Origin of the sequence: Chryseobacterium sp. CBo1 (genome assembly GCF_001693475.1) — a bacterium.
Classification (GTDB): Bacteria; Bacteroidota; Bacteroidia; order Flavobacteriales; family Weeksellaceae; genus Chryseobacterium; species Chryseobacterium formosense.
Genome location: NZ_MAUH01000032.1, coordinates 1 through 24,571, shown reverse-complemented (window position 1 = coordinate 24,571; position 24,571 = coordinate 1). Strand labels below are relative to the sequence as shown.

The window sequence follows — 24,571 nt, the reverse complement described above, 5'->3', positions numbered from 1 at the left end:
GCATTGATAGCTGTTTGTAACAAGCTTTTAAGAATTTGTTTTGGTGTGGTAAAAAACAAAATAGCTTATCAACAAGACTATCTGAAAAACTGTAAAATTTTAACATAAACAATTTGCAGATTAACATAGAACATCGGGGCTAGGTTTTAGTCAATACAATAATACTTTGTTTCTAAATTGACAGTAAAATTTATTGAGTTATTTTACTAATTGATCTCATAAAAACCTGTGAGGTTTGAACTTATTCAAAAAGATATTAAAATTCGTGAATTCGTGGCAAAACTACTCCACTCCAAAGAACATTTTCAAAGCTTCCACATTTTTTTTATCATTTCCAACAAAAATTTCTTTATCCGTGATAAAAACCGGACGCTTTAAAAACGTATAATGATCCAGAATAAGTTCTTTAAAATCCTTTTCTCCCAATGATTTCAAATCCAATCCTCTCAACTTAATCTGAGTCGATTTTTTGCTAAACAAATCTTCGTATGACTTGGTTTGCTTATGCATTTCTTCCAGCTCTTCTTTTGTAATCGGCTCTTTTTTGATTTCTCTCAACTCCCAGTCTGATAAATCAAACTGTGCTAAAATTTTTCTGCAAGTATCGCAGGTATTAAGATGAAAAACTTTCTTCATAAATTAAATTTATCCCAAAAATAAGGCAAAATTTAAAATTTCAAAAATTATTAAATACCTTTAGTAAAAATTAAAAAAATGGACAATAAGCCTATTACTTTTCAGTTTATTTCTGAACCTTCAGACGTTAATTATGGCGGAAATGTACATGGTGGAAGTGTGATGAAGTGGATCGATCAGGCCGGTTACGCCTGTGCAACAACCTGGAGCGGAAATTATTCGGTAACCGTTTATGTAGGCGGAATTCGTTTTTATGAGCCTATAAAAATAGGTGAAATTGTAAAGGTTGAAGCGCAGGTTATTTACACCGGTTCTTCGAGTATGCACATTTCCATTAATGTTTTTTCGAGAAACTTAAAACAGCCTCAATTTGATAAAAAAACACACTGTATCATCGTATTTGTAGCTGTTGACGAAAACGGAAAAAAACTTCCGGTTCCCAAATGGATTCCTGAAACTGAAGAGGAAAAACAGCAGGAACAATACGCAAAACGTCTGATGGAACTTAGAACGCAGATCGAAGACGAAATGAAACCCTTTCTTTAATCTTATGAAGCGTAAAGAGTTTTTAGCACTTTCATCATTAGGATTTCTTGGAATTTCTTGTGGAGCTTCCGTAGCAAATCATTCGTCAAAAAATCTGGCGATACAATTGTACACCGTTCGGAATGCTGTTTCAAAAGATTTAGAAAAAACATTTGAAAGACTTGCTAATTTAGGTTTCGAAAATCTGGAGATTTACGGTTACAACGGAACTTTCTTCGGAAAAAATAGGGCTGAATTTAAATCTATTCTTAAAAATACAGGTTTAAAGGTAATCAGCTCTCATCACAGAACAGGAATTACCGATAAAGAAAACGGAACACTTCTTCAAAACTGGGATAAAACCTTGGAAGATCTGAATTTTATTGGTTCAAAATACGCAGTTTGCTCTTATTTGCCGGAAGCTGAAAGAACCATTGAGAACTACCAAAAACTTCCGGAGGTTTTAGAAAATGCCGGAAAACTTTCAAAACAAAACGAAATTCAGTTAGCCTACCACAACCATGATTTTGAATTTCTGAAAATGGATGAAGAAAATAATTTCTATGATTTCATTTTAAAAAACACATCTTCCGATCTGGTAAAAATGGAACTCGACCTATACTGGATTTCAAAAGCAGGCTTAGATCCTTTGGATTATTTCGACAAGTATCCGAAACGATTCCCTTTGTGGCATGTAAAAGATATGAAAGCTGACACAAAAGATTTCACAGAAATCGGAAACGGAACAATTGATTTTAAAAGAATTTTTGAAGCCAAAGAAAAAGCAGGATTAGAACATTGGTTTGTGGAGCAGGATTCGAGTGATAAAGATATTTTTGAGAGTATTTCGATGAGTACAAAATATATTAAAGAGAATAGGTTTTTCTTCTATAATTAATTATTTGATAGGATTCTCATCCTATCCTTTAATAAAACGTCCCTTCGGAACTCTAATTTAACCTCAAATAAAAACCCTTTCAATTGCTTGAAAGGGTTTTCGTATGTATTTAAAAAACGTATTATCTTGCGATATTTACTGTTCTTGTTTCTCTGATTACAGTAACTTTTACCTGTCCGGGATAGGTTAATTCATTTTGAATTTTTTCGGAAATGTCGTAAGAAAGCTGAGAAGACATTTCGTCATTCACTTTTCCACTTTCTACCATTACTCTCAGTTCTCTTCCAGCCTGAATCGCATAAGCTGACGAAACTCCATCAAAACTTAAAGCAGCAGCTTCAAGATCCTTTAATCTTTGAATATAAGATTCTAATACCTGCCTTCTTGCTCCTGGTCTCGCCCCAGAAATCGCATCGGCAACCTGAATAATCGGAGACAATAAAGAGGTCATTTCCACTTCGTCGTGGTGAGCTCCGATGGCATTGATCACTTCTGCATTTTCACCGTATTTTTCAGCCCACTGCATCCCTAAAAGAGCGTGTGGAAGTTCAGATTCCTGCTCAGGAACTTTACCGATATCGTGTAATAAACCAGCTCTTTTCGCAAGTTTTACATTTAATCCCAATTCAGCAGCCATTGTTGCAGCAATATTTGCCACTTCTCTTGAGTGCTGTAAAAGGTTTTGTCCGTAAGATGAACGGTATTTCATTCTACCCACGATTTTCACCAATTCAGGGTGTAATCCGTGAATTCCCAAATCAATGATCGTTCTTTTACCTACTTCAATGATTTCTTCCTCAATTTGTTTTCTTGTTTTTTCTACAACTTCTTCGATTCTTGCAGGGTGAATTCTACCATCTGTTACCAATCTGTGAAGTGATAACCTTGCGATTTCTCTTCTTACCGGATCGAAACATGAAAGAAGAATAGCTTCCGGCGTATCGTCAACGATGATTTCTACACCAGTAATCGCTTCCAAAGCACGAATATTTCTACCTTCTCTACCGATGATTCTACCTTTTACTTCATCAGATTCGATATTGAAAACAGAAACCGAATTTTCGATTGCCTGCTCTGTACCGATTCTCTGGATCGTTTGGATAACGATTTTTCTGGCTTCGCTTTTTGCATTCAGCTGAGCCTCTTCCATGATGCTTTGAACGTGCGCCTGAGCTCTTGTTTTCGCTTCAGCTCTCATGGTTTCTACCAATTCAGCTTTTGCTTCTTCTGCAGTATAATTTGCGATTTTTTCAAGCATTTCTACCTTTTTGGCAGTTGCTGAATCAAGATCCTGTTGTTTTTTCTCAAGAATTTCGTTTTTCTTGGCATAATCAGCGATCTGTTTGTCTAAATCTTTTTCTAATTTTCCGGTTTTGCTAAGCTCGTCATTCAGCTTATTTTCCTTATCTTTAATTCTTTTTTCAGCTTCCTGCATTTTCTTCTCTCTCGACTGAATATCTGCATCATGTTGAGATTTTAGTTCAAGAAATTTTTCTTTTGCCTGAAGGTTTTTTTCTTTTTTTATCGATTCTGCCTGTACTGTGGCTTTTTCAAGTAAATTATCTGCATTTTTCTTTGCATCATCTATAATAAATTTCGCCTTGGTATTGAGGGAGCTTTTAGAGAAAAACATCCCTGCTACTGCACCGATTACTAAGCAAATAACGCCTATAATAATAGCGGTTGTTGTCATATATATTGAGTTTTAATTGTCTTGTTATAAAATAAAAAAGCCCACAGTAATTCAGGGATTGAGAGTAAACTCCTAATCAACACGATTTGAACTGATTTCTACTGTCTGTAATCCGGAGATCCGGCTCGCCATTCAATAGACATTTGTTCGGTAATTGTTTAGCGTTGAGTTTACCTTTAATGTGTTAGAATTACTGTGGGCAGGTTTTTTGAAAAATTTTTTATTTTTCCATATCATTCAGCGTCTGATTAATTTTCACTAATCTTTCGGTGGCCGATTTTATATTTTTTTCATGATTAAGAGAAACTACTTCTGCATTGGTTCCCAGTTTAAGGGCGCACATTGCCAAAGCATCCTGTTTATCTCTTACATCAAAGTTCTGTTCAAAATCTTTAATCATATTTTCAATCTGCTTCCCCACTTTACGCAGCGTTTCCTCTTCTGCCGCGGGTACATTCAGCGGATATACTCTTCCTGCAATGTTGATGGTTATTCTCCTTACCTCCATTATAATCCACTGTTTTGAAGCTGTGCAATACAAAAGTCTACTTCTTTTACCAATCTGTTGATATGGTTTTTCATGAGTCTGTTGTGTTCAGGGTTCCCTGATATTGCTGAATAAAGCTTTATATTTTTCTGTTCTTCTGCTAATACCTGATTTTTTTTTCTCTCTGCATCATATTTCATCTTCAATTCACTATGCTCTGTATTTAATTCCGAATATTTTTCAGAAAGATTTTGGTAGCTTTTGTGTAAGCTGGTAATCTTTTTTTCTAATTCTGAAAAATTATTTTCTAATTCTTGAAGCATTTCAGGTTGTGATATTCTAACTATTAGCAAAAATAGGAAAATATTAGTACTAACAAAAATAAAAATCTTTATATTTTGACAAAAACGAAAAAGGAGATGCCAAGCACCTCCTTCTTATATTAATTTTATATTATATTATTCAAATTTCAATACAAACATGATGGCTCTTGTCTGTAATGTTGAAACTGCTGCAGACCAATAAGGCGGCGTTGCTGCATTATCAGAAACCATTTCATTATTCATAAAGAAAGTACCTCTGATTGCTGGAGTCAGCTTAAATTTATTAAAGTAAAACTGAATACCCATTTCTGCAGACCATGCAAAGTTGTGCGTTGTAGATCTGAAAGTCTGCTGTAAGTTATCATCTGCAGAATCAGAATTAGACTGCAAATTCACGATATAATTTACACCCGCTGCAACATATGGTCTTGAGTTATACCATCTTTCTCCATGTAGTTCTAAAAGAACAGGTATATCTACCAAAGTAGATTTTATTTCTCTTACTCTGTCTTTCTCTGTTAATGCAATAGGCGCAAATGGAGGATTTGTTAAGCTTCCATCCTGATATTGTGCATTGGTATCGGTATTAAATGTCAATTGTCTTTGTGCAAACTGTAACCCCGGCTCTACTCTTACATCCAAATAATCATTCAATCTGAATTTAGCAATAAGACCCGCTCCGAAACTCGTACTTTCCTTTGAAGATACAAGATTATGATTTTCATACATTCCGTATCGAGGATCTAGCACAATTTTATAGTCAATCATATTTCCATTTAAATAAAAACCCCAACTGATTTTTTTCTGGTCAAAGTCTTCCAACCTGTCCATCCTGTTACGGGTTCTAAATTGAGCATTTGCAACTGTTGCAAAACTTACTGAGGCTAAAACCAGAGCTTTTAATAGAAATTTATTCATAGGTTATTTTGTTGCTTTATAAATTGTGGCTATACCTAAACTTAATTTTTTGTATTCTACTTTTTTAAATCCTGTATCTAAAAGAATTTGTCTCATTTTTTCTCCAAACGGAAAAGCATTTACAGAATCGGGAAGATAAGTATACGCCCTGTTATCTTTAGAAACCAACCTACCGATTGCCGGTAATATATTTTTAAAATAAAACATATAAAATGGCCCTAAAAATCCTTCTACTTTCGAAAACTCAAGAATATAAACGCTCTTGTTTTCTTTCACTACTCTTCTCAGTTCTGATAAACCTTTATTCAGATTCTCAAAATTTCTCACTCCAAAAGCAACGGAAACTGCATCAAATCTATTGTCCTCGAAAGGTAAATTTTCTGCATCGCCCTTTTGCATGGAAATTTTGCCGTCTAAATTAAGTTTTTTTATTTTAATAACGCCAACATTTAACATTTGTTGCGATAAATCTAATCCAACGACCTTTGCACCTGTTCCTTTTTCAACAGCAATGGCTAAATCTCCGGTTCCTGTAGCCACATCCAGCGTTTCTTTAGGATTATCATAATTCATCCACTTCACCAATTTATTTCTCCAGAGAACATCTATTTTCATAGACAGCACATGGTTTAATAAATCATATTTAGGCGCAATGTTGTCGAACATATCCTCTACCTGACTCTTTTTGCTAGATTCAGAGTTGTAGGGCGTTACTTGGTTGATATCTTTTGTCAAAACTTAAAACTTGTAATATTCTTTATAATAATTTAGGTAATCCTGCTTTCGAAAAATCTTTGATCTTGATTCTACCTTCTGGATATTCTTGATCAGCTGATCATAATCTTCATCTACATTATAATAAAAATCATCTGTATAGAGCTTATTAAAATGTTTTGGTCCGCCGTAATAGTCTTTTCCGTCTATCTTGGTTTTATCCAACGCCAAAAGTAATGAATCTTTTTTAAGATTGTACCCATAATATTGATCATTGATATAATAATCTTTGTGCGCAATATTAATAAGACCCCGAATCTTATTTACTTCAAATGCAGAATCATACAGCATTTTCTTATTCTGATCGAAAACTTTTATGGAGTTTTTCCCTTTTTTTAAATCTACTTTCACAAACTGACCTGCCGAAACAATACCTTCTGCACCATTATTTATTTTATAATAATACGTATTGGGCGTAGGATTATCTACCAGATAATAGTTTTTCTTAGCAAGAAAAAAGTTGTATATACCAAAGGCTCCCACAAACACCACAGCTGCAACAAGTAAGCCCTTTAATGACGGATTGTTTTTCATAGATTGACAGAAACAATTTTTGCAAATTTAATAATATTTTTAATTCTTTCTTATTAATATTAATTATTAACTTTGCATCTTTAAAAAATTATACAAACGAATGCCGAATACAATCATTATTGGTTCCGGATCTTACCTTCCGAACAGAGTTATTGGAAGAGATTTTTTCTTAGATTCAGAGTTTTATTCAGAAGACGGGGTGAAGATTGATAAACCTGTAGAAGAAACTATTGCAAAATTTGTAGAAATTACAGAAATAGAAAACAGAAGATTTATAGACGAAGATCTTTCAAACTCACAAATCGGTTTTGAAGCTGCAAAAATTGCAATTGCAGACGCAAACATAGACCAGGAAGAGCTTGATTATATTATCTATGCAAGTAATTTCGGGGAAGTTACCGTAAACGGTTATGCTGATTTTATGCCGACCATGGCTGCACGTGTAAAAAATAAACTGGGTATCCAAAACAGAAAATGTATCACTTACGATATGCTTTTCGGTTGTCCGGGATGGGTTGAAGCAATGATCTTGGCTGATAATTTAATTAAAGCTAAAGTTGCTAAAACAATTTTGGTGATCGGAGCTGAAACGTTGAGTAGAGTAACCGATCCGCATGACAGAAACAGGATGATTTTCGCTGACGGAGCCGGAGCAGTAGTTGTAAAAGCTACAGAGCAGGAAAATGTAGGAATTATTGCTCACAACACCATTTGTGATAACGGTATTGAGCTGAATTATCTTGCAAACGGACCTTCTATTAACAAAGAAGCAGACCAGAAACGTCTATACGTAAGAATGTTGGGTAGAAAAATCTATGAATATGCTCTTAAAAATGTTCCTGTAGCCATTAAAGAAACCATTGATGATGCAGGATTATCTATTGAAGATATCGACAAAATTTTAATTCACCAGGCAAATGCTAAAATGGATTATGCGATGATCGAGAGACTTCACAAGCTTTACGATATCAAAGATTATGATCACGCTATTTCTCCAATGACGATTCAGGATTTCGGAAATTCTTCCGTAGCAACCATTCCTACCATGTTTGATTTAATAATTAAAGGAAAAATGAATGGTCATTCGTTTAAAGATAAAGGTAACATTGTGATGACTTCGGTTGGTGCCGGAATGAACATTAATGCTATCGTTTATAAATTTCCTTAAAAATTCAAGTAATTTAAATAAAGATATTGAAGCACAAAGGAAATTTTCTTTTGTGCTTTTTTATAAAATTCAGTTATGCAGAGAAATTTTTTAATTATTGCCGGAATTTTCCTTTTGATGGAAATCTACATTTATCAGGCAATAAGAACACTGACCGATAATTTTTGGATCAAACTTGGATATTGCATTCTTTATCTTGGAATTTACGGATTGTTTGCCTACGAAATCCTTACTTTCCAGAGAGGTGACAGAGATGCGCACAAACCTCATCTGATCAGTATTTTACTTCTCGTATTTATTCTTCCGAAAATATTTGTCGTTTTATTTCTTTTGATTGATGATATTTTCAGACTCGGAAGCTACGCTGTAGGATTTACAAGATCATCAGAAAACTTTTTCCCGGAAAGGCGCAAATTTTTAAGTCTTGTAGGATTAGGTTTAGGCGGAGTTCTTTCGGGTTTGTTTATCGATGGAATCACTTTCGGAAAATACAGACATAAAGTAAGAAAAGTAAAAGTAAAAATTGCGAATCTACCCAAAAGCTTTAAAGGATATAAAATCATTCAGATTTCAGACGTTCACAGCGGAAGTTTTGATGATCCGAATAAACTGGCTCATGCCATTGATTTAATTAACGAACAAAAACCTGATCTGGTTTTATTTACGGGAGATATGGTGAATAATGTCGCTGATGAATTCAAACCTTTCATTCCGTTGTTTTCTAAAATCACTGCGAAAGACGGTAAATTATCCGTCTTGGGAAATCATGATTATGGCGATTATGTAACCTGGAAATCTTTAGACGAAAAGAAACAAAATCTTGATACGCTGATTGATTATCAAAAACAGGCAGGTTTTGATATGATGCGAAACGAACACCGAATTATCGAAAAAGACGGTGAAAAATTATACATTTTAGGCGTAGAAAACTGGGGATTGAAACCTTTCCCTCAATTTGGCCAAATCGACAAAGCTTTAGAAAACGTTCCGCAAAATGCAGCTAAAATTTTAATGAGCCACGATCCTACACATTTTGATTACGTGGTAAAAAAACATCCTGCCAATATTTCTTTAACGCTTTCAGGTCACACCCACGGAATGCAGTTTGGTTTAGATTTAAAAAATGTAAAATGGTCGCCTGTACAATATAAATATCCAAAATGGGCTGATTTATATGAAAGTGAAGAAAAATTATTGTACGTGAACCGTGGTTTCGGAGTTTTAGGTTATCCCGGAAGAGTTGGCGTTTTGCCAGAAATTACACTTCTCGAGCTTTCGTAATTCAAAATTTCTCATTCAAGATTCAAGATTGAGAGTAGTTATGATTACAATTTTCAATCTTGAATCCAGAATTTGGAATGCGGAATTAGAATATGTAATCTTTCATCCTCGAAGTAGCCAATTCTTTCTCATTAATCCACGAAAGAAAAGCTTCCAGTTTATCTTCCATCTTCTTGCCTAAATTATAGCTTCTGTAGAAAGGAATTTTAAACTGATATTTATAAATGTCGGTAAATTGCCAGGAATCAAGATAAACCAATACAAAATCATCTTTTTTTAAAGTTTCAAAAACCATATTCTGATAATATTGCATCGGCAAAACCTGAAAAACAAAATCGTTATAAGGAAGCTGGCTGTAAGGAGAAATACTTTCGGGAACAATGCTTACACCACTATCTTCGATGATCTCGGAACTTCTTTTTAATCTTTTAAACGGAAAAAGAATATTGGCATTATCGATGTTCGAAATATAATTAAAACCAATTGATTTTAATTCTTCTAAAGAAAACTGCAGATTTTTCTGACGGATTCCTTTGATCTGCTTTTCAAGAAAATCCTGAGTAGATTTCTTTACTTCTTCTATTCTTGCAAGACTGGAGTCTTTATTGTAAAAAGCAATTTCGTGCCCTTGAGCAGAAATTGCTTTTAATAAATTCTGAAGTTTTCCTGCAATGGAAACTTCCACAAAAAAACTTGCTTTTGTATCGTGAATATCTAAAATCCTGAGAATTGCTTTGGTATTACTTTCAGTAATTTTCAATCTTTCTTCATCAGAGCTATTTGTGCCGTTTTTGGTTTCGGCTTCAATATTCAGGATGTTAAAAGTCAACAATATCATTCAGGATTATTTTAGATTATATTTTAAAAATAATAATTTAATTTTTGTTCAATTTCACTTTAAGGTTTTTGATCATATCTTTAGACATTTCAGAAATTCCGAAATCATATGATAGTCCCCAGTCTTTTTTCGCTACAGAATCATCAATTGAAGCCGGCCATGAATCTGCAATTGCCTGTCTGAAATCGGGTTTGTAATCTATTTCAAATCCAGGGATTTCTTTTTTGATTTCTGCAGCCAGCTCTTTCGGAGTGAATGACATTCCGCCTAAATTATAAGATGAGCGAACTGTGAGACTTTCTTTCGGAGCTTCCATTAATTTCAATGTGGCATTGATCGCATCATCCATATACAACATCGGCATTCCTGTATTTTCAGAAATAAAACTTGTATATTTTCCTTCTTCAATCGCTTCATAAAAAATTTCAACGGCATAATCGGTTGTTCCGCCACCTGCAGGAGTTTTCCATGAAATCAGACCCGGATAACGGATGCTTCTTACATCGACTCCGTATTTATCAAAATAATATTCGCACCATTTTTCACCAGCCATTTTAGAAATTCCATAAACGGTTGTAGGATTTAAAACAACATCCTGTCCAACATCATGTTTCGGAATTCCTTTTCCGAAAACCGCGATCGAACTTGGCCAGAAAATCTTTTTTAGCAAACCTTCTTTTGCCAGTTCACAAAAATGAAGAAGTGGCTCAAGGTTTAATTTCCATGCAAAAATCGGCTGCTTTTCTGATGTCCCCGATAAAAGGGAAGCCAGGTGATACACCGTGGTGATCTCATAATCTTTGATCACCTGTCTTACAAGCTGTGTATTGGTAACGTCCATTCTTTCATAATGTCCTGCAGAGGTAATTCCTTTTTGCCATCTGTCAAGACCCGAAGCTACCACATTATCTGCACCGTGAATCTCAACAAGCCTGTTTGTAAGCTCGGTACCGATTTGCCCTAAAGCTCCCGTAATCAATATTTTTTCCATAGTAGGTTTCTTTTACTCATATTAGATTTCGCAAAAGTAAAAAAATCAAACTAACCAAAAATAAAAAAGGTGCGCAAAAACACACCTTTTTTTAAATACATTTGAATAATATTTAGAAACTCACATTAATTCTTGCAAAAAGAAACCTTCCATTCATCCCAAACTGAGAAACATTTCGGGAATAAACAAACTGATTGGCATTTGATAAATCAATGGTTGACGGAGTTCCGGAATAAACCACATTTCCGTTACCATCTACTCCTGTAGCTCTTTTAGCGGTAACCGGACCGAAATTCTGATCCGGATAAATATCAAATAAATTATTTGCGCCTATGGTAAGTTTAAATGATTTTGAAAAATTGTATCCTACAGATAAATCTGTGATAACTTTTCCACCCCAAACCGGATGTTCAGTTTCTACTGCTTGCCCGTTGATTACCTGAGCCTGAACGATTCCGTCTCCGTTTACATCTACTGTATTCGGATCTGTTACTTTTCCGAAAAATACATTTCTTACAAGAAAGCTCAGTTTATTTATTTCTACTGAATTATTCAAAGATGCTTTAAATCTTGGAATAGCTTCTTCAACATACACTCGGCTCGCTTCAGAATAATATCTGTTGACCTGCCCAGCATTAACCAAAACATCAGATCCATGAATATCTCCCACTCTGTTTGTTTTGGAAACTGTAACAGCAAAATCCGAATTTAATCCTACTTTACCGATACGAGCTTTGTGAGAAACCACTCCTTCAATTCCTTTAGTTTGAGTGTCGATGGCATTAGCAAAGAATGTTGCTGCAGTAGCATTTGCCGCATCAAAAGCCAACTGCAGATTTCTAAGAGGTGTACCATCTGCTTGAATTCCTGTTGGTCTTGAAAATTGATCGGTAAGAACCACTCTATCATTCACTCTTACATAATAACCATCTAAAGTTACACTAAGCTTTGCTGCCGGAAATTTAGCGGTAAAACCTGCAGAATAACTCTTCGATTCTTCTTGCTTTAATTGTGGAATTCCCAAGATCTGCGCAGCTTTAGAATCATTAGAAAATGTACCCACCTCAAAAGGAACTCCGCCAACAAACTGAGTAGAAGTTGAATTAAAATACATCTGCTGCAAAGATGGTGCTCTGAATCCTGTAGAATGAGCTGCCCTGAAATTTATATTATCAGTGATTTTATAACGGGTAGCCAGCTTATAATTAAAAGTAGAACCAAAATCTGAATAATTTTCATAACGTAAAGCCCCACTTACGAGCCATTTATCGGTGATATCTAATTCCGTATCTACATAAAGCGCTACAGAATTCCTTCCTTTACTTAAAGCGTTCTCAGGTCTAAATCCGGGGAATACCTGAGAACCTCCTGGTCTTGCATTTCCATAAAAATCAGTAGGTTTTAAAGAAGTGGGTGTAGAAGAATTCTGTACATTGCCATTAATGTCATAAAGTGCCCATGAAGCTTCTTCACCACTATTAATTTTAAAATTCTCAAACCTGGCTTCACCACCAAAAGCAAGATTAAAACCTTTCAGCCAATCGAATTTAGTATCAAAATCTGCATTGATCGTATTTTGTGAGAAACCAAGACCTCCTGCATCGAAACTTGTTTTGCTTGGATATGGTAAACTTGCATTCGCTGTGTTTTCAATGGTATAATCGAAAGTATTTCTTCCAAAAGTATTGCTTATATCATAGCTCACTTTTCCTAATTTGCCTTTAAAACCAGCTGCAAAAGAAACATCAATAACATTTGAAGAAATCTCAGGTAAAAAACCATTAGGGTAAATAGACGTAGAAGTTCTGTTCTGATTCGGAAATCTGTAAAAGCCTGCTGCGTTTCCATTTCTGTAAGAATATCCTCCAAAAGCGTACCCTCTTACTCCCGATGAAATTTCAAATTCAGAATTTACAAACAACTGACCACTCGTAAGTTTTGATTGCCCAACTCTCATATTAAAATCATCTCTGGTTAATCCTCTATATGCCAATTCATTATTGGTAACATCAAAATTCAATGCGGTCTGCATCGCAGAAATGGTATTGGCATTCTGAATCTGGTTAAACTGTTGTGTAGTGAAATAAGAAACTCCCTGAGAATATTGTTTGATATAATCTAAAATCTGGGTAGAATTGGGCGTATTATTGATATTGCCAAAAAGTGAAGAGATATTTACGCCATCATTTAAAGCACGCTGTTCAATCGCATTGTAAGCATTAAAAATATTTGAAGTTGTTGCTCTTGCTCTTCCTGTATCGTCCCGATTCAGTAAGCTACCAGTAAAGTTGATAAAACCATTGTTTCCTAAATTAGTACCATAGTTAAGATCGAGCTGATATTTACCTACATCCCAACCTCCGGAATGATCATTCGAACCACTGGAATTGAAAGCTCCTGCTGTAATCGCCGCCGTTAAATTCTTTGTATTTCTTTTCATGATAACATTGATCACTCCGGCAATGGCATCAGAACTATATTGAGCTGAAGCACCATCTCGCAAAACCTCGAGTCTTTCAATAGCAAAAGCAAGAATTGCATTAAGATCTGTTCCTACTGAGCCTCTTCCAGGTGAACCATTAATATTAACCAATGAAGAAGTGTGTCTTCTTTTTCCATTTAACAATACAAGTACCTGATCCGGACCTAAACCTCTGAGCTGTGCAGGATCTATATGATCTGTTCCATCTGCGACGGTAGTGGAGTTTGAGGTAAATGAAGGTGCTGCATAATTTAAGATCTGCGTAAGATCAGTCTGCGGACTCAATACGGATTGCGAGCTTATATTGATGACATCTACAGGAACGGGAGTGTCGGTAGCAACTCGGTTTTTATTTCTAGAACCAACTGTTATTCTTACTTCTTCTACTGTTTTTATTTTTAAAGAATCTGTGTTTTGCGCATGTAGACCTGCAGAAATAAAAAACAAGACACCTATAGAAATAATTTTCTGATAATTTTTCTTCATATTTATGTTTTTGCGTTATATTTAAGTTTTCAAACATAACAATAAAAATTCAATTAATCACAAAATCAATAAGCAAAATGTTGAAATAATTATCAATAATTCAATTTAATTAACATAATATTAAAAATTATATAATTTTTAAATATTTAAACAATCCTATTTATAATTATGAAAAAAATACTGATAATTGCTATTCTTGCAACATATAACATTTACTCCTCTCAATTTACCTCATTCAATATTGTAAAAGAAGTGAAGGTGAAAAATAAGGGTGTTGTGGTTTCAGCACATCCACTTGCCAGTGAAGCAGGGGCAAAAGTTCTCAGAATGGGTGGAAATGCGTATGACGCTATTGTTGCTACTCAATATGCACTTGCCGTCGTTTATCCCCAAGCCGGAAATATTGGTGGTGGCGGATTTTTAGTCGGTGTAAAAAATAACGGTGAAAAATTCACCCTCGATTATCGTGAAACTGCCCCATACAAAGCAACTCACGATATGTATATTGATAAAAACGGAAAAGCAAACATTGATCTTTCCCAAAACGGAAGATTAGCAGTAGGAATTCCGGGAAGTGTTGCCGGTTTTTTTGCCACATTAAAACATTGTAAACTTTCAATGGATCAACTGATTCAGCCTGCAATAGATTTAGCCGAAAAAGGATTTGCAGTAACAGAACAGGAAGCCAATTTATTAAATTCAAACAAAGAATATTTTCTTAAGCATAATCAATTTTCGATTGCTTTCGTCAAAAATACTTTCTGGAAATCTGGGGATCTTCTGATTCAAAAAGATTTAGGTGAAACTTTAAAATTGATTCAGAAATTGGGTTTGAAAGGATTTTATGAGGGCAAAACTGCCGATTTATTGGTTTCTGAAATGAAAAGAGGGAACGGCATCATCACATTGGAAGATTTAAAAAACTACAAAGTTGCCGAAAGAAAAGCTTTAGAATTTGAGTATAAAGGAAATGATGTAGTTTCAATGCCATTGCCTTCAAGCGGTGGAATTTTATTAGCCCAAATGCTCACAATGTCCGGCTATGAAAATTTGGAAAAATATCAGCAGAATTCAGCCAATGCAGTTCAGATAATGGTGGAAGCTGAGCGAAGAGCTTATGCGGACAGAGCAGAATACATGGGCGATCCTGATTTTATCACCGATAAAACTTCTTATCTGATTTCTGATGAATATTTAAAAAACAGATGGAAAAGTTTTAGTTTCAATAAGGCAACGCCAAGTTCAGAAGTCGGGAAAATCATTAAACAGCCCAAAGAATCAACCGAAACCACCCACATTTCTGTAATTGATAAAGACGGAAATACTGCATCAGTCACTACAACACTAAACGGTTTATATGGAAGTAAAGTTGTTGTTTCCGGAGCCGGATTTTTCTTAAATAATGAAATGGACGATTTTTCTATAAAACCCGGCGTACCCAATATGTTCGGAGCTGTAGGCGGAGAAGCGAATTCTATTCAGCCTAATAAAAGGATGCTTTCTTCGATGACTCCAACAATTGTTTTGAAAAATAACAAACCTTATATGGTTGTCGGAACTCCAGGTGGAACTACGATTCCGACCTCTGTTTATCAATCTATCGTTAATGTGATCGATTTTAAACTGAATGCAAACACTGCTGTAAATTCTCCAAAATTTCATCATCAATGGCTTCCTGAAACGGTAGCTTTTGAAAAAAATTTCCCAGAAACTACAATTAATGAATTAGAAAAATTAAGCTATAAAAGTGAAAAAAGAAATCAGATCGGAAGAACAGAAATGATTCTGATTGATGAAAATGGAAACATTCACGCAGTTGCGGATGGTCGTGGTGATGATTCTGTTGCGGTGGAATAATTTCCTATATTTATTCTAAACCTCATAGGTTTTAAAAACCTATGAGGTTTGTGTAAGGAATCATTTTTCGGCGGTGCTTTCAGCACCGCCTTTTAAAAACAGAACTTCCCTATTAGTGGTAGGTTGCGATTTTTTTGTTTGCAAAAATTCCAACATTTTACCGACATTCAAATTTCAAACCCTATAAAAGAATTCAGATGTAAATATACAATTTTATATATGACAGCGACATATTTATTGATAACTTTAGCAATGATAACAATAATCAAGTACTGAAATGGAAAACTTTAAAATTGATTTAGAAGCTTGGAAATACGCTTTTGAAAAAGCAAAAGAAGATAGAGATAAATATTTTGAATGGATAAAAAATGAAATTGAAATAGTAACTGACCTTATAAATAAATACAACAAATTATATGTTTTAGGAGGATTAGGAGCAAAACTCCTTCAAGCTAGCCCTAATCTCTTCAACCAATCAATGGAAATTTTTGAAGCAATGGGAAATGATGTTGAAGAGTCAGACAAAATAAAGCGTGATGAAGAAATTGAAGTACTTCTTGAATATGCTATGAATATTAGCCTCGCAAGTGAAAATAAAAATGATACAATACCAACCCTCGATAACATTAATGAAATAATAGCACAATTGTCAAAGATTAAGTTAAATGTAGGGTTTTATGAAATGACATCTGAATTACCAAAGGATGGTAATGTGTTTGATCATCTATTAAAATTTACTACAATGGAGGATAATCTTCATGTGCGAGGTAATGGCTATGAACAACATATAGTAGAAGTTTACAAAGAAATATTTGAACCATTTGATGATTTTTTACAGAAATTCTACGGTTTTGACTCGCAGGATATTTTTAATGTCGTAAAAAAATTAGATGAATTAGTAGTTTCAAAAATAGGAAATCCATTTGGAAGCTCCATTGCTCATAAAAGATTTGTTGAATGGGATGAGAATAAAGGGGAAGAAGCTATAAAGGAAGACATGAGAAAAGGAAAGCACTTCATGACACAATTTTTAGAAGATAATCCTGATTTAACAGATGGTAAACATTTACTAAACGTAATTGGTGTAGACTTAGATGATGTTAGAAGTTATGATAGATTGTTTTGGGTTCTTCCTCAAACATCTAAGGAAGGCAAAATTTTCGAATTACTTTCCCAAAAATTTAACGATAATAAAGATTTTTTAATAGGAAAATTCGGTGGATTTCCTCTTGGTGATACAACAATAAAAACTCAACCTCTTGTAAATATTCAAGATAAATATTATTCCTTTTCTACAAGTTTAGCTTTCAGAAATATTTTCGAAATAACAACAAATCTTTTGGAAAAAGCAGATTCAATTTATTTTGAGCAAAATTTTAAAAATAATACAAATCAAAATTCTAAAGATAATTATATAGAAAAGAAAACTAAAGAAGTTTTTGAAAGTTTTCTGCCTAAAGTGAAATTTTATCATTCATTGGATTATAAAATTATTCATAAAATGGAAATGAAAAAGCTACAGAATTAGACATTTTAGGTGTAGGAGAAAATCATATCTATATTATTGAGGTTAAAGCAGGTGAACTCAATTCAAAACATAAAAGAGGGGCTTTGAAAGGATTGAAAGATAGATTACGAGAAACTATTAACGCAGGTACTTTTCAATGTTATAGAGCTGAAAAATATATTGAGGAAACTCAAAATCCAATTTTTACTTATGTGGAAGAAAATAGCCGAAAGACTTTAGTTATTGACAAAACAAAGAAAAAAGAAATCATCAAAATATCTGTAATGTTTGAACATTTTGCAAGTATTGCTGTAAATCTCAAATATTTAATTGAAAATGGTGTATTAAGCTCTGATTATAAATGGACATGGATTGTTTCTCTCTACGATTTAATGGTTTTTAGAGATTTAATAAACTCTGAAGAGGATTTTGTTGAGTACATTCACCATAGAATTAATCTGTATGAAAGAAATGATATAGAATTTCAGGATGAAATTGATATATTGGGGTTCTTTTTCGAAGGAAAATTACCTCTCCATCCCGAAACTACAGAAGATAAAATAAATATAGTTTCATATAGAGATGACATTGATAATTACTATACTAAAACAGGAGTAGGGATTTCTAGTGAAAAACCAAAAAGAAAATAATTACCTGTTTTTCAATGATTTAAAAAAAGATTTAAATATACAATTTAAAAAACTCAATACAATCATTAATACAAAAATATTCATATAGATATTTTAAGAGCCAGACTACTACAATTCCATAAATCAGGCTCTTTTTCATTGATTACCCATATAGCTAAAAATTGTGGAATTTTAATATTTTGAAAAATCAACAAGTAATTAAATAAAGTACCATTTTAGATATATAAATAATAAAGAGAGACCAACACCTCAATTAGTATAAATAGCTCCTTTTTGCCTTACTTTTAGATTTGTCGATAGTGAGAATTATATTTTCTTTGAGTGGTCTATCCTTGTTTCTTTCCACATTAAATTAAACTCTATAAAAAATATTTTTATATTTGGGTTTATACATTATTTTATGCCAATTTTAAAACCTCAAATTATCCAATCTAATATTCGAGATTTGGAAGCTTCTCGTAATAATCAATATAATAGATACTTGTTGAATAAAATCTCTGTTATTATTGAAGGACTCGTTAAATCTAAAGATAAGAATTATGGAGAACGTTTTAAAGAAATACAGTTAATTTTAGCAGGTTTGCGTGAACCTTATGATATTAGTACTGGAAATCTAATTAATGCTGAGACTAAATCTATCATACTTGACCTTTACGAAGAAGTAATTGAAATTCTAAAATCATACTAATAACTTGAAATATCTTAATCATACTGATTGGTACAAGAAAGAATTTAAGTCCTTGAAATTAAAGGAATGGGAAAATATTCTTTCACAAAATTTATTAGAAAATCATTATCAAAGATATTTAGCTGATAACGCTGGAATCTTTCTAAGCAATCATAATTGTCATTTAGTGATTTCTAAATTGAAGTTTGGAAGCGAATTAGAAACTGATTTCATAACCTTAACAGATGGTTTCAGCAATGGAAATATGTTTGAACTTATTGAAATCAAGCAACCATCAGCTAAATTATTTACAAATAAAGGATTGATGACAGCAGAATTTAATAGGGCAACTCAACAGATTAGAGATTGGAAAAGATGGCTAATGGATAATAGAAATTGGATGGGAAAACATCTACCAACTATAAATAAAAAAATATCTAATCCAACTCATTTCAAATTTAAAATTATAATTGGTAGAAGATTATCTAATCAATATGATATTGAAAAAAGAAATCAAATAGCCGAAGAAATTGGAGCAGAAATAAGGTCATTCGACTATTTGACTGATACATTGAAAAGACGGGAATTTTATCCAACGGCTTGGTTGGAAAGCGAAGCACATGAGTTTTATGGATATGAATTAGCCAATCCTTTTTTTAAAGCTACAACCGATTCCTCTTGGAAAAAGTTTTGTAATAATCAAAAAATCTCAACTTTTCATTTTTACAGTCATCATTATGAACAGCTATTAAAAATGAGAAAATATAACTCATATTAACATTACATATTATTTTTCACTTTCTGAACAGTTCCGATGCTTACCGAGCAAATTTTAGCAGTATCTCTGATAGAATTTCCTTTCTTTAAGTTCTTAATCACCTCTTTATACTTGAATAGAAAGTCTTCAATACTTTCAGTAGAGCCTTTCTCACGACCTTTGTAGATACCTTTAGCCTTTGCAATTGCAATACCCTCTCGTTGACGTTCTAAAATGGTTTCTCGTTCCATTTCGGCTATGTTAGCCATAACAGAAATAATAAGTTTAAATGCTTGATTCTCTTTCCCCTTAATCAGACTTTCGATTCCGAGATTATCTACTTTGAGAATAACGCCCTTTTCTTTGAAAAATTCCAGAGTCGTAAGAATGTCATACAGGTTTCTTCCGAGCCTGTCAATAGAACTTACCGAAACGTAATTAATCTCATTATCTTCAATTGCTTTTATTAGTTCTTTTCCCTGTTCTCTATCCTTAAAGGGTGTAGAACCGCTAACAACATCAATAAATATTCTTTCTCCCTGCGCTTGTTTCTCTTCTTGTCTTGCGGTGTTCTGCGCTCCTGTACTGACTCTAATATATCGTGCTTTCATACTTTAAATTGTTATAAAGCACCTCGCAATTAAGCAAGGTGCAAAGATTAATATTGTAATTAGTTTCTGAAATAATATCCGTTTGAGGTCATGTAGCTATACATTAAATCCCTTGCGGTTGCTTCCCAATCAATGTAAATGTAAGAAGGCAGGTTTTCAGGAATTGAGCCGTCCTGTTCTAAAATCTCCTGTGCAAAATCCTCATCTGAATTATACTGTCCGAAATAAGAATCTGAAAGACTATCTAAAAGGTCTTGCACGTCCTTATGATAGTAGCTCATGCACTCTGCATAGGCTTCTACAATCTCAAAATCATAATCCGAATTATTAATTTGTTCGGCTATTTCGTAAATATCTGCTGAAAGATGGCTTTCACTGACTAGCTTTTGTTTGATAAAGAACTGACTACATTCATAGTCCTGAAACATAAATTCGGGTTCTTGCTCGTCTTGGTGTAGTTCCCGCATAGCTTCTAAAAGCTCGTCATAATTTGAATAGTTTGATAATTGAAGCCATTCTCCGTAAATGCTTCCTGAATTGTACTTGCCATAAGTACCGACATAGATTTGGAAGTCCTCCAAACAATTTTGTAACTTTGTCATTGTAGATAAGTTTTAATTACACGTTAAAATTTTAAACATCCCCGCTCAATAGTTCCAATATTGACGGGGTTTTTTTGTTGCTTTTATTAGTCGAAAATTGTGCCAAATGTTCTAAAATTAGCATACTTTTAAATGAAACAGCAATAATATTTTTAACACGTAAAAAATTTCTTGAAACCTGTTCTAACTTTGGGTTACAGTCTAAAAATATTCAAAAAAAAGTGTTGAGGTTCTTACACCTCCCGAAAACTTCTGTCCGACTTTCAGCAGGTGGGGGTACTACCAAAAACTTGCCCTACGGTGGGTACTTTTGTTTAGATACCTTCTCTATTGATAGATATTGTTGAGATTTATAAATATATTTGTAAAAAGCATCAGATGAAGTATATTGAAAAGCATAAAACTTTAATCATTTTATTATTTTTTTTCGTAGCCTTTAACCATTTTATAATTTCAAACTATCAAGAATTTATTGTTGATAAATTTTTGGTAAAAGCAGACAATTCAGTATTGATGGATGGCATTATTATATTGCTTGTTATCTTCTCTGTAGTTTGGATTATATCGAAAATAAAAAAAGGATTTTTTGTAAAATCTGAAAAATTGATTTATCCAGTTATTGGCATCATTGCTTATACAATAATTAGAGTAAATTATTGTGATTCATTAATTCCCTTTAAACATTTTGAAACTCTAAAATATTTTGATATTGTATATATCATTTGTTTAATTCCTATTAGTTTAATACTTGCATTACCAAGGCCAACTAATAATTATCAAAATGATAAATTTTATGATGATAACCCTATTATCAATAGTGATAATGATATTTTAGGAAGGAAAACGAAAGCAATTCAAATTGCCAGATTGGTGAAAAATAACAAATCTAAAAGTTCAATTGCTATTGGAATTGTGGGTAAATGGGGTGATGGAAAGTCTTCATTTATGAATTTAATTGAAGAAAATTTAAAGGAAGACAAAAGATTTATAATCGTGCAGTTTAATAGTTGGCTTAATATTTCAGTTAAATCAATTATTCAAGACTTTTTTAATACCGTTGAAAAAGAAATTGCGCCTCACAGTTTGGATATTTCTAAAGAACTTAAAAAGTACGCAAGTAACGTTTTATCAGTAAACAAAAATACCACTACTGAAACTCTTCTAAATGCAATTAATTTAATGCCCGAAAATAGTCTTTCGGACGATTTTGATAATCTAAATCATCTTTTAAATAGATTGAATAAAAAGGTTATTGTTTTTTTTGATGACCTTGACAGACTACAGCCTAATGAGGTGTTTGAAGTACTAAAATTAATACGAAACACTGCATCCTTTGATGTTTTCAACTACATTGTAGGATATGATAAAGAATATATTAATGAAGCACTTAGAAATAATCAAATCCCAAATCCTGAAAAATATTGTGAAAAAATATTTTTGAAAGAGTTTCCATTAGCTCCAATAACACAAAAAGACATCAATAAATACATTAAAGTAAGATTTATAGAATTTCTGCCAACAAAGCATGACGATATAAATGAAGCCTTTTCTGACATCAATATACACTTAGATTACTATCAAGGAAATATTTTTAGCTCCATTAAGAATATAAGAAATGCTAAGAGATACTTAAATGAACTTCGAATAAGTATAGAAGGAATAGAGAATGAAATTGATTTGAAAGATTTTATGTTAATCAAACTCTTAAAATTCTCATATTATGACGTTTATAGGTTGCTATTTGACAAACAGCAATTTGTTGATAAAAAAGGTGATGAAGCCTATGATAGGAATGAAAAATACAATAGTCATAAGTTGAAAGAAAAAGATAAAGATAAAAACAGCTTACCTTTTTCAATAGGAAAAAACTTTAATAATTCAGTATTAAAAGAAGCAATAGAAAAAATTGGAATATACAACAACTTTGAAATTGACTCTATTGGAATCATCTGTGATAGAATTTTTAGAGATACTTTTGGCAATAAAACTACTAAATCACTATCTTTAGCATACGGTCAAAATTATTACAAATATTTCAACGATGAAATTGATAGTTCTGATTTTTTGTACGCAGAGTTTTTAATCTTTATTACTTCTGATTTTTCAAAAATGACAGAAATTGTTGATAAAGCTAAATCTGATGATAAGATATTAGCATTAATGTTATTTATTTATAAACTTAATGTCTTTGAAGACCTTTCATCAAAAGCGCAATATCAAAATTTTCTAAAAACACTTTTTTACATTGCAAATTTAGAGGCTGATGGAAGAAAGGGCTACTTCGGTATAGACCATGATTTTCTTTACAATACTATAAATAATTACAATAATAAAATTGTATCAAAGTTCAATTTCACAAATGAAGAGGAGTTAAAAACATTTATAAAATCAATATTTTATCGTGAAAAAGAATATTATGATTTTGAACCTAATTATTTAAAGTCAGTGTATGATTATCATGGTACAAGTAATTCCTTAACAATGCCATTCACTAAGGATGAAATTATTGAATATCTAATTTTTTGTTTTAATATCAATTGTAAAAAAATAGAATCAGTTGATTCCGTTTTTTGGGATTGTTACAGATTATGTTTTATTAAAGATTGGAAAAAGAAAGACTCGAATTCATATAGTGGATTTACAAGAATTATTGAACCTATCAAGGAAAAACTACTGTATGAGATTATACCAAAATTTTTAGACAATTTTTTAGTTAATATTGTTACTCCTCAAGATTACTATGGTGAAAATGAAGATTCTTATAAAATTGCAATTTCAAAATATTCTCCTATTGATTTATTTATTTCAGTTCAAGATTTTATAGAATATCTTGAATCAGAAAGATTAAAAGAGAAACTTTCCGAATTTCGTTCAGAGTTTATTGCAGAGTTTTTAATTTTTATAAAAGAGTTTCAGGTTGAATCAAAATTCATTGATTTTAATTTCACTTATCAACCCATAAAACAGAAATTAGAAAGAATTAAAAAGCAAAATGACAAAAATAAATAAAAATGCTAGAAAATTTACTAATTGTTAGAGATACAAGAAAAGACATTAACAACTAGTTTAATACTTGAAGAGATTAATTTTAATCTTCTTTTATTTATACATGGAGAAGCCATCTAATTACAGATAACCTATGAAAATTTTAAGGTTTACAACAAACAGGCATTGTAAATGTAATGAAATTTTAAAAACTTTGGTTATTTATTCATAATATTGTATTTCAGTTAAACTAATACATCTTATGGCACAATCAAATTTTAAAGTGGGAGACATTGTAAGACTAAAATCAGGTAGTCCTGATATGACAATTAATGAAATAGCAACATCAAAGGGCACTTATTCAGGTAGAGAAGATCTCAAAATAAACAAAGTTAGAGCACAATGGTTTGTGAATACGACATTACATAGTGGTGATTTTACTGAACCACAATTAGAAAAAGTTGAAAAAACCGCAGATGAGTATTTTTCTTAGTTATTAATATAAAGAATAATTTAATATTCTTTTCTTTAAACAATTATCTACATGTATCTCAGTATCTAACTATATTATGAAACCAAGACTATTTATTGGCTCATCTAAGGAATCCCTTGATGTTGCATATTCTATCCAAGAATCACTTAATTATGACGCAAACTGCACTGTATGGACACAAGGTATATTTCAGTTGAACAAAACATCTCTAGATAGTTTAATTAAGGCATTAGATAATTTTGATTTTGCAATTTTTGTGTTTAAACCTGATGATGTTACAATGTACGTCTTCAAACTAACTTGGACATTTTGGAATAAATCCTTAAGGAGTATTTAGGGTTATAAATTTATTAATTTCTGTTGAAAATACAACTGTCTTCTTTTTCGGATTGAATCCGATTTTATTTG

Annotated in this window: 24 protein-coding genes; 12 read left to right on the top strand and 12 right to left on the bottom strand. The window is 32.6% G+C overall.

Annotation, left to right across the window (positions count from 1 at the left end):
* Positions 1 to 282: 282 nt before the first annotated feature.
* A complete protein-coding gene (locus BA768_RS14785; protein ID WP_065721389.1) occupies positions 283 to 636 on the bottom strand; it encodes an arsenate reductase family protein in 354 nt (117 codons plus the stop codon).
* Positions 637 to 714: 78 nt separating this feature from the next.
* Here BA768_RS14785 and BA768_RS14780 point away from each other — a divergent pair, with 78 nt between their 5' ends.
* Positions 715 to 1,182 (top strand): acyl-CoA thioesterase, encoded by a 468-nt coding sequence (locus tag BA768_RS14780; protein WP_034675542.1) that lies wholly within the window; start codon positions 715 to 717, stop codon positions 1,180 to 1,182.
* 4 nt (positions 1,183 to 1,186) lie between these two features.
* Positions 1,187 to 2,059 (top strand): sugar phosphate isomerase/epimerase family protein, encoded by an 873-nt coding sequence (locus tag BA768_RS14775; protein ID WP_065721388.1) that lies wholly within the window; start codon positions 1,187 to 1,189, stop codon positions 2,057 to 2,059.
* Positions 2,060 to 2,180: 121 nt separating this feature from the next.
* Here BA768_RS14775 and rny read toward each other — a convergent pair whose 3' ends face one another.
* The 6 genes from rny to BA768_RS14745 form a co-directional block, all read right to left on the bottom strand.
* Positions 2,181 to 3,752, bottom strand: a complete 1,572-nt coding sequence (gene rny, locus BA768_RS14770; RefSeq protein WP_034675537.1) for a ribonuclease Y — start codon at positions 3,750 to 3,752, stop codon at positions 2,181 to 2,183.
* Between the two features lie 220 nt (positions 3,753 to 3,972).
* Positions 3,973 to 4,260 carry a cell division protein ZapA gene (locus BA768_RS14765; protein WP_034675534.1) on the bottom strand — a complete coding sequence of 96 codons (288 nt, stop codon included), beginning with the start codon at positions 4,258 to 4,260 and terminating at the stop codon, positions 3,973 to 3,975.
* Positions 4,260 to 4,562, bottom strand: a complete 303-nt coding sequence (locus tag BA768_RS14760; protein WP_034675531.1) for a hypothetical protein — start codon at positions 4,560 to 4,562, stop codon at positions 4,260 to 4,262. Before BA768_RS14760 ends, BA768_RS14765 begins: the two co-directional genes overlap by 1 nt.
* Positions 4,563 to 4,697: 135 nt before the next feature.
* Positions 4,698 to 5,480: a porin family protein gene (locus BA768_RS14755; protein WP_065721387.1), complete on the bottom strand. Its 783-nt coding sequence runs from the start codon at positions 5,478 to 5,480 to the stop codon at positions 4,698 to 4,700.
* 3 nt (positions 5,481 to 5,483) lie between these two features.
* Positions 5,484 to 6,215 carry a bifunctional demethylmenaquinone methyltransferase/2-methoxy-6-polyprenyl-1,4-benzoquinol methylase UbiE gene (gene ubiE / locus BA768_RS14750; protein WP_034675525.1) on the bottom strand — a complete coding sequence of 244 codons (732 nt, stop codon included), beginning with the start codon at positions 6,213 to 6,215 and terminating at the stop codon, positions 5,484 to 5,486.
* A 3-nt stretch (positions 6,216 to 6,218) separates the two neighbouring features.
* Entirely contained in the window at positions 6,219 to 6,788 is a 570-nt protein-coding gene (locus tag BA768_RS14745) for a hypothetical protein (RefSeq protein ID WP_034675523.1), read from the bottom strand.
* Positions 6,789 to 6,888: 100 nt separating this feature from the next.
* Between BA768_RS14745 and BA768_RS14740 the strand changes: the two genes are divergently transcribed.
* Both BA768_RS14740 and BA768_RS14735 read left to right on the top strand, forming a co-directional pair.
* Positions 6,889 to 7,956, top strand: a complete 1,068-nt coding sequence (locus BA768_RS14740) for a 3-oxoacyl-ACP synthase III family protein (RefSeq protein WP_065721386.1) — start codon at positions 6,889 to 6,891, stop codon at positions 7,954 to 7,956.
* 75 nt (positions 7,957 to 8,031) lie between these two features.
* The gene (locus BA768_RS14735) at positions 8,032 to 9,237 is read left to right on the top strand and encodes a metallophosphoesterase (protein ID WP_065721385.1); all 1,206 of its coding nucleotides are present in this window, start codon (positions 8,032 to 8,034) and stop codon (positions 9,235 to 9,237) included.
* Positions 9,238 to 9,322: 85 nt separating this feature from the next.
* Here BA768_RS14735 and BA768_RS14730 read toward each other — a convergent pair whose 3' ends face one another.
* The 3 genes from BA768_RS14730 to BA768_RS14720 all read right to left on the bottom strand — a co-directional run bounded on the left by BA768_RS14730 (position 9,323) and on the right by BA768_RS14720 (position 14,034).
* Positions 9,323 to 10,075, bottom strand: coding sequence for a polysaccharide deacetylase (locus tag BA768_RS14730; protein WP_065721384.1), 753 nt, complete (start codon positions 10,073 to 10,075; stop codon positions 9,323 to 9,325).
* A 37-nt stretch (positions 10,076 to 10,112) separates the two neighbouring features.
* Positions 10,113 to 11,066, bottom strand: coding sequence for an NAD-dependent epimerase/dehydratase family protein (locus tag BA768_RS14725; RefSeq protein WP_034675513.1), 954 nt, complete (start codon positions 11,064 to 11,066; stop codon positions 10,113 to 10,115).
* Between the two features lie 112 nt (positions 11,067 to 11,178).
* The gene (locus tag BA768_RS14720) at positions 11,179 to 14,034 is read right to left on the bottom strand and encodes a TonB-dependent receptor plug domain-containing protein (protein ID WP_065721383.1); all 2,856 of its coding nucleotides are present in this window, start codon (positions 14,032 to 14,034) and stop codon (positions 11,179 to 11,181) included.
* Positions 14,035 to 14,202: 168 nt separating this feature from the next.
* Between BA768_RS14720 and ggt the strand changes: the two genes are divergently transcribed.
* From ggt to BA768_RS14695, 5 genes are all read left to right on the top strand, one after another.
* Positions 14,203 to 15,891, top strand: coding sequence for a gamma-glutamyltransferase (gene ggt / locus BA768_RS14715; RefSeq protein WP_065721382.1), 1,689 nt, complete (start codon positions 14,203 to 14,205; stop codon positions 15,889 to 15,891).
* A gap of 277 nt (positions 15,892 to 16,168) precedes the next feature.
* Entirely contained in the window at positions 16,169 to 17,419 is a 1,251-nt protein-coding gene (locus tag BA768_RS14710; RefSeq protein WP_065721381.1) for a hypothetical protein, read from the top strand.
* 83 nt (positions 17,420 to 17,502) lie between these two features.
* On the top strand, positions 17,503 to 18,048 hold the full coding sequence (locus tag BA768_RS14705) for a hypothetical protein (RefSeq protein ID WP_123947126.1): 546 nt from the start codon (positions 17,503 to 17,505) through the stop codon (positions 18,046 to 18,048).
* Between the two features lie 400 nt (positions 18,049 to 18,448).
* Positions 18,449 to 18,736: a hypothetical protein gene (locus BA768_RS14700; protein WP_065721379.1), complete on the top strand. Its 288-nt coding sequence runs from the start codon at positions 18,449 to 18,451 to the stop codon at positions 18,734 to 18,736.
* Between the two features lie 52 nt (positions 18,737 to 18,788).
* Positions 18,789 to 19,493, top strand: a complete 705-nt coding sequence (locus BA768_RS14695) for a Shedu anti-phage system protein SduA domain-containing protein (protein WP_165601795.1) — start codon at positions 18,789 to 18,791, stop codon at positions 19,491 to 19,493.
* Positions 19,494 to 19,495: 2 nt separating this feature from the next.
* On the opposite strand, the gene BA768_RS14690 is transcribed toward BA768_RS14695, so the two are convergent.
* The gene (locus tag BA768_RS14690) at positions 19,496 to 20,083 is read right to left on the bottom strand and encodes a recombinase family protein (protein ID WP_065721377.1); all 588 of its coding nucleotides are present in this window, start codon (positions 20,081 to 20,083) and stop codon (positions 19,496 to 19,498) included.
* 59 nt (positions 20,084 to 20,142) lie between these two features.
* Positions 20,143 to 20,685, bottom strand: coding sequence for an antirestriction protein ArdA (locus BA768_RS14685; RefSeq protein WP_065721376.1), 543 nt, complete (start codon positions 20,683 to 20,685; stop codon positions 20,143 to 20,145).
* Between the two features lie 378 nt (positions 20,686 to 21,063).
* On the opposite strand from BA768_RS14685, the gene BA768_RS14680 reads away from it, so the two are divergent.
* The 3 genes from BA768_RS14680 to BA768_RS21790 all read left to right on the top strand — a co-directional run bounded on the left by BA768_RS14680 (position 21,064) and on the right by BA768_RS21790 (position 24,500).
* Positions 21,064 to 23,694 (top strand): P-loop NTPase fold protein, encoded by a 2,631-nt coding sequence (locus BA768_RS14680; RefSeq protein ID WP_065721375.1) that lies wholly within the window; start codon positions 21,064 to 21,066, stop codon positions 23,692 to 23,694.
* A 238-nt stretch (positions 23,695 to 23,932) separates the two neighbouring features.
* Entirely contained in the window at positions 23,933 to 24,163 is a 231-nt protein-coding gene (locus tag BA768_RS14675) for a YodC family protein (RefSeq protein WP_065721374.1), read from the top strand.
* 76 nt (positions 24,164 to 24,239) lie between these two features.
* On the top strand, positions 24,240 to 24,500 hold the full coding sequence (locus BA768_RS21790) for a TIR domain-containing protein (protein WP_065721373.1): 261 nt from the start codon (positions 24,240 to 24,242) through the stop codon (positions 24,498 to 24,500).
* Positions 24,501 to 24,571: the final 71 nt, after the last annotated feature.

Coding starts and splice junctions, on each gene's coding strand:
- BA768_RS14700 (WP_065721379.1), top strand. CDS start 18,449: ATGCCAATTTTAAAACCTCAAATTATCCAATCTAATATTCGAGATTTG.
- BA768_RS21790 (WP_065721373.1), top strand. CDS start 24,240: ATGAAACCAAGACTATTTATTGGCTCATCTAAGGAATCCCTTGATGTT.
- BA768_RS14690 (WP_065721377.1), bottom strand. CDS start 20,083: ATGAAAGCACGATATATTAGAGTCAGTACAGGAGCGCAGAACACCGCA.
- BA768_RS14725 (WP_034675513.1), bottom strand. CDS start 11,066: ATGGAAAAAATATTGATTACGGGAGCTTTAGGGCAAATCGGTACCGAG.
- ggt (WP_065721382.1), top strand. CDS start 14,203: ATGAAAAAAATACTGATAATTGCTATTCTTGCAACATATAACATTTAC.
- BA768_RS14710 (WP_065721381.1), top strand. CDS start 16,169: ATGGAAAACTTTAAAATTGATTTAGAAGCTTGGAAATACGCTTTTGAA.
- BA768_RS14755 (WP_065721387.1), bottom strand. CDS start 5,480: ATGAATAAATTTCTATTAAAAGCTCTGGTTTTAGCCTCAGTAAGTTTT.
- rny (WP_034675537.1), bottom strand. CDS start 3,752: ATGACAACAACCGCTATTATTATAGGCGTTATTTGCTTAGTAATCGGT.
- BA768_RS14735 (WP_065721385.1), top strand. CDS start 8,032: ATGCAGAGAAATTTTTTAATTATTGCCGGAATTTTCCTTTTGATGGAA.
- BA768_RS14775 (WP_065721388.1), top strand. CDS start 1,187: ATGAAGCGTAAAGAGTTTTTAGCACTTTCATCATTAGGATTTCTTGGA.
- BA768_RS14745 (WP_034675523.1), bottom strand. CDS start 6,788: ATGAAAAACAATCCGTCATTAAAGGGCTTACTTGTTGCAGCTGTGGTG.
- BA768_RS14720 (WP_065721383.1), bottom strand. CDS start 14,034: ATGAAGAAAAATTATCAGAAAATTATTTCTATAGGTGTCTTGTTTTTT.
- BA768_RS14740 (WP_065721386.1), top strand. CDS start 6,889: ATGCCGAATACAATCATTATTGGTTCCGGATCTTACCTTCCGAACAGA.
- BA768_RS14780 (WP_034675542.1), top strand. CDS start 715: ATGGACAATAAGCCTATTACTTTTCAGTTTATTTCTGAACCTTCAGAC.
- BA768_RS14675 (WP_065721374.1), top strand. CDS start 23,933: ATGGCACAATCAAATTTTAAAGTGGGAGACATTGTAAGACTAAAATCA.
- BA768_RS14730 (WP_065721384.1), bottom strand. CDS start 10,075: ATGATATTGTTGACTTTTAACATCCTGAATATTGAAGCCGAAACCAAA.
- BA768_RS14685 (WP_065721376.1), bottom strand. CDS start 20,685: ATGACAAAGTTACAAAATTGTTTGGAGGACTTCCAAATCTATGTCGGT.
- BA768_RS14785 (WP_065721389.1), bottom strand. CDS start 636: ATGAAGAAAGTTTTTCATCTTAATACCTGCGATACTTGCAGAAAAATT.
- BA768_RS14680 (WP_065721375.1), top strand. CDS start 21,064: ATGAAGTATATTGAAAAGCATAAAACTTTAATCATTTTATTATTTTTT.
- BA768_RS14765 (WP_034675534.1), bottom strand. CDS start 4,260: ATGGAGGTAAGGAGAATAACCATCAACATTGCAGGAAGAGTATATCCG.
- BA768_RS14760 (WP_034675531.1), bottom strand. CDS start 4,562: ATGCTTCAAGAATTAGAAAATAATTTTTCAGAATTAGAAAAAAAGATT.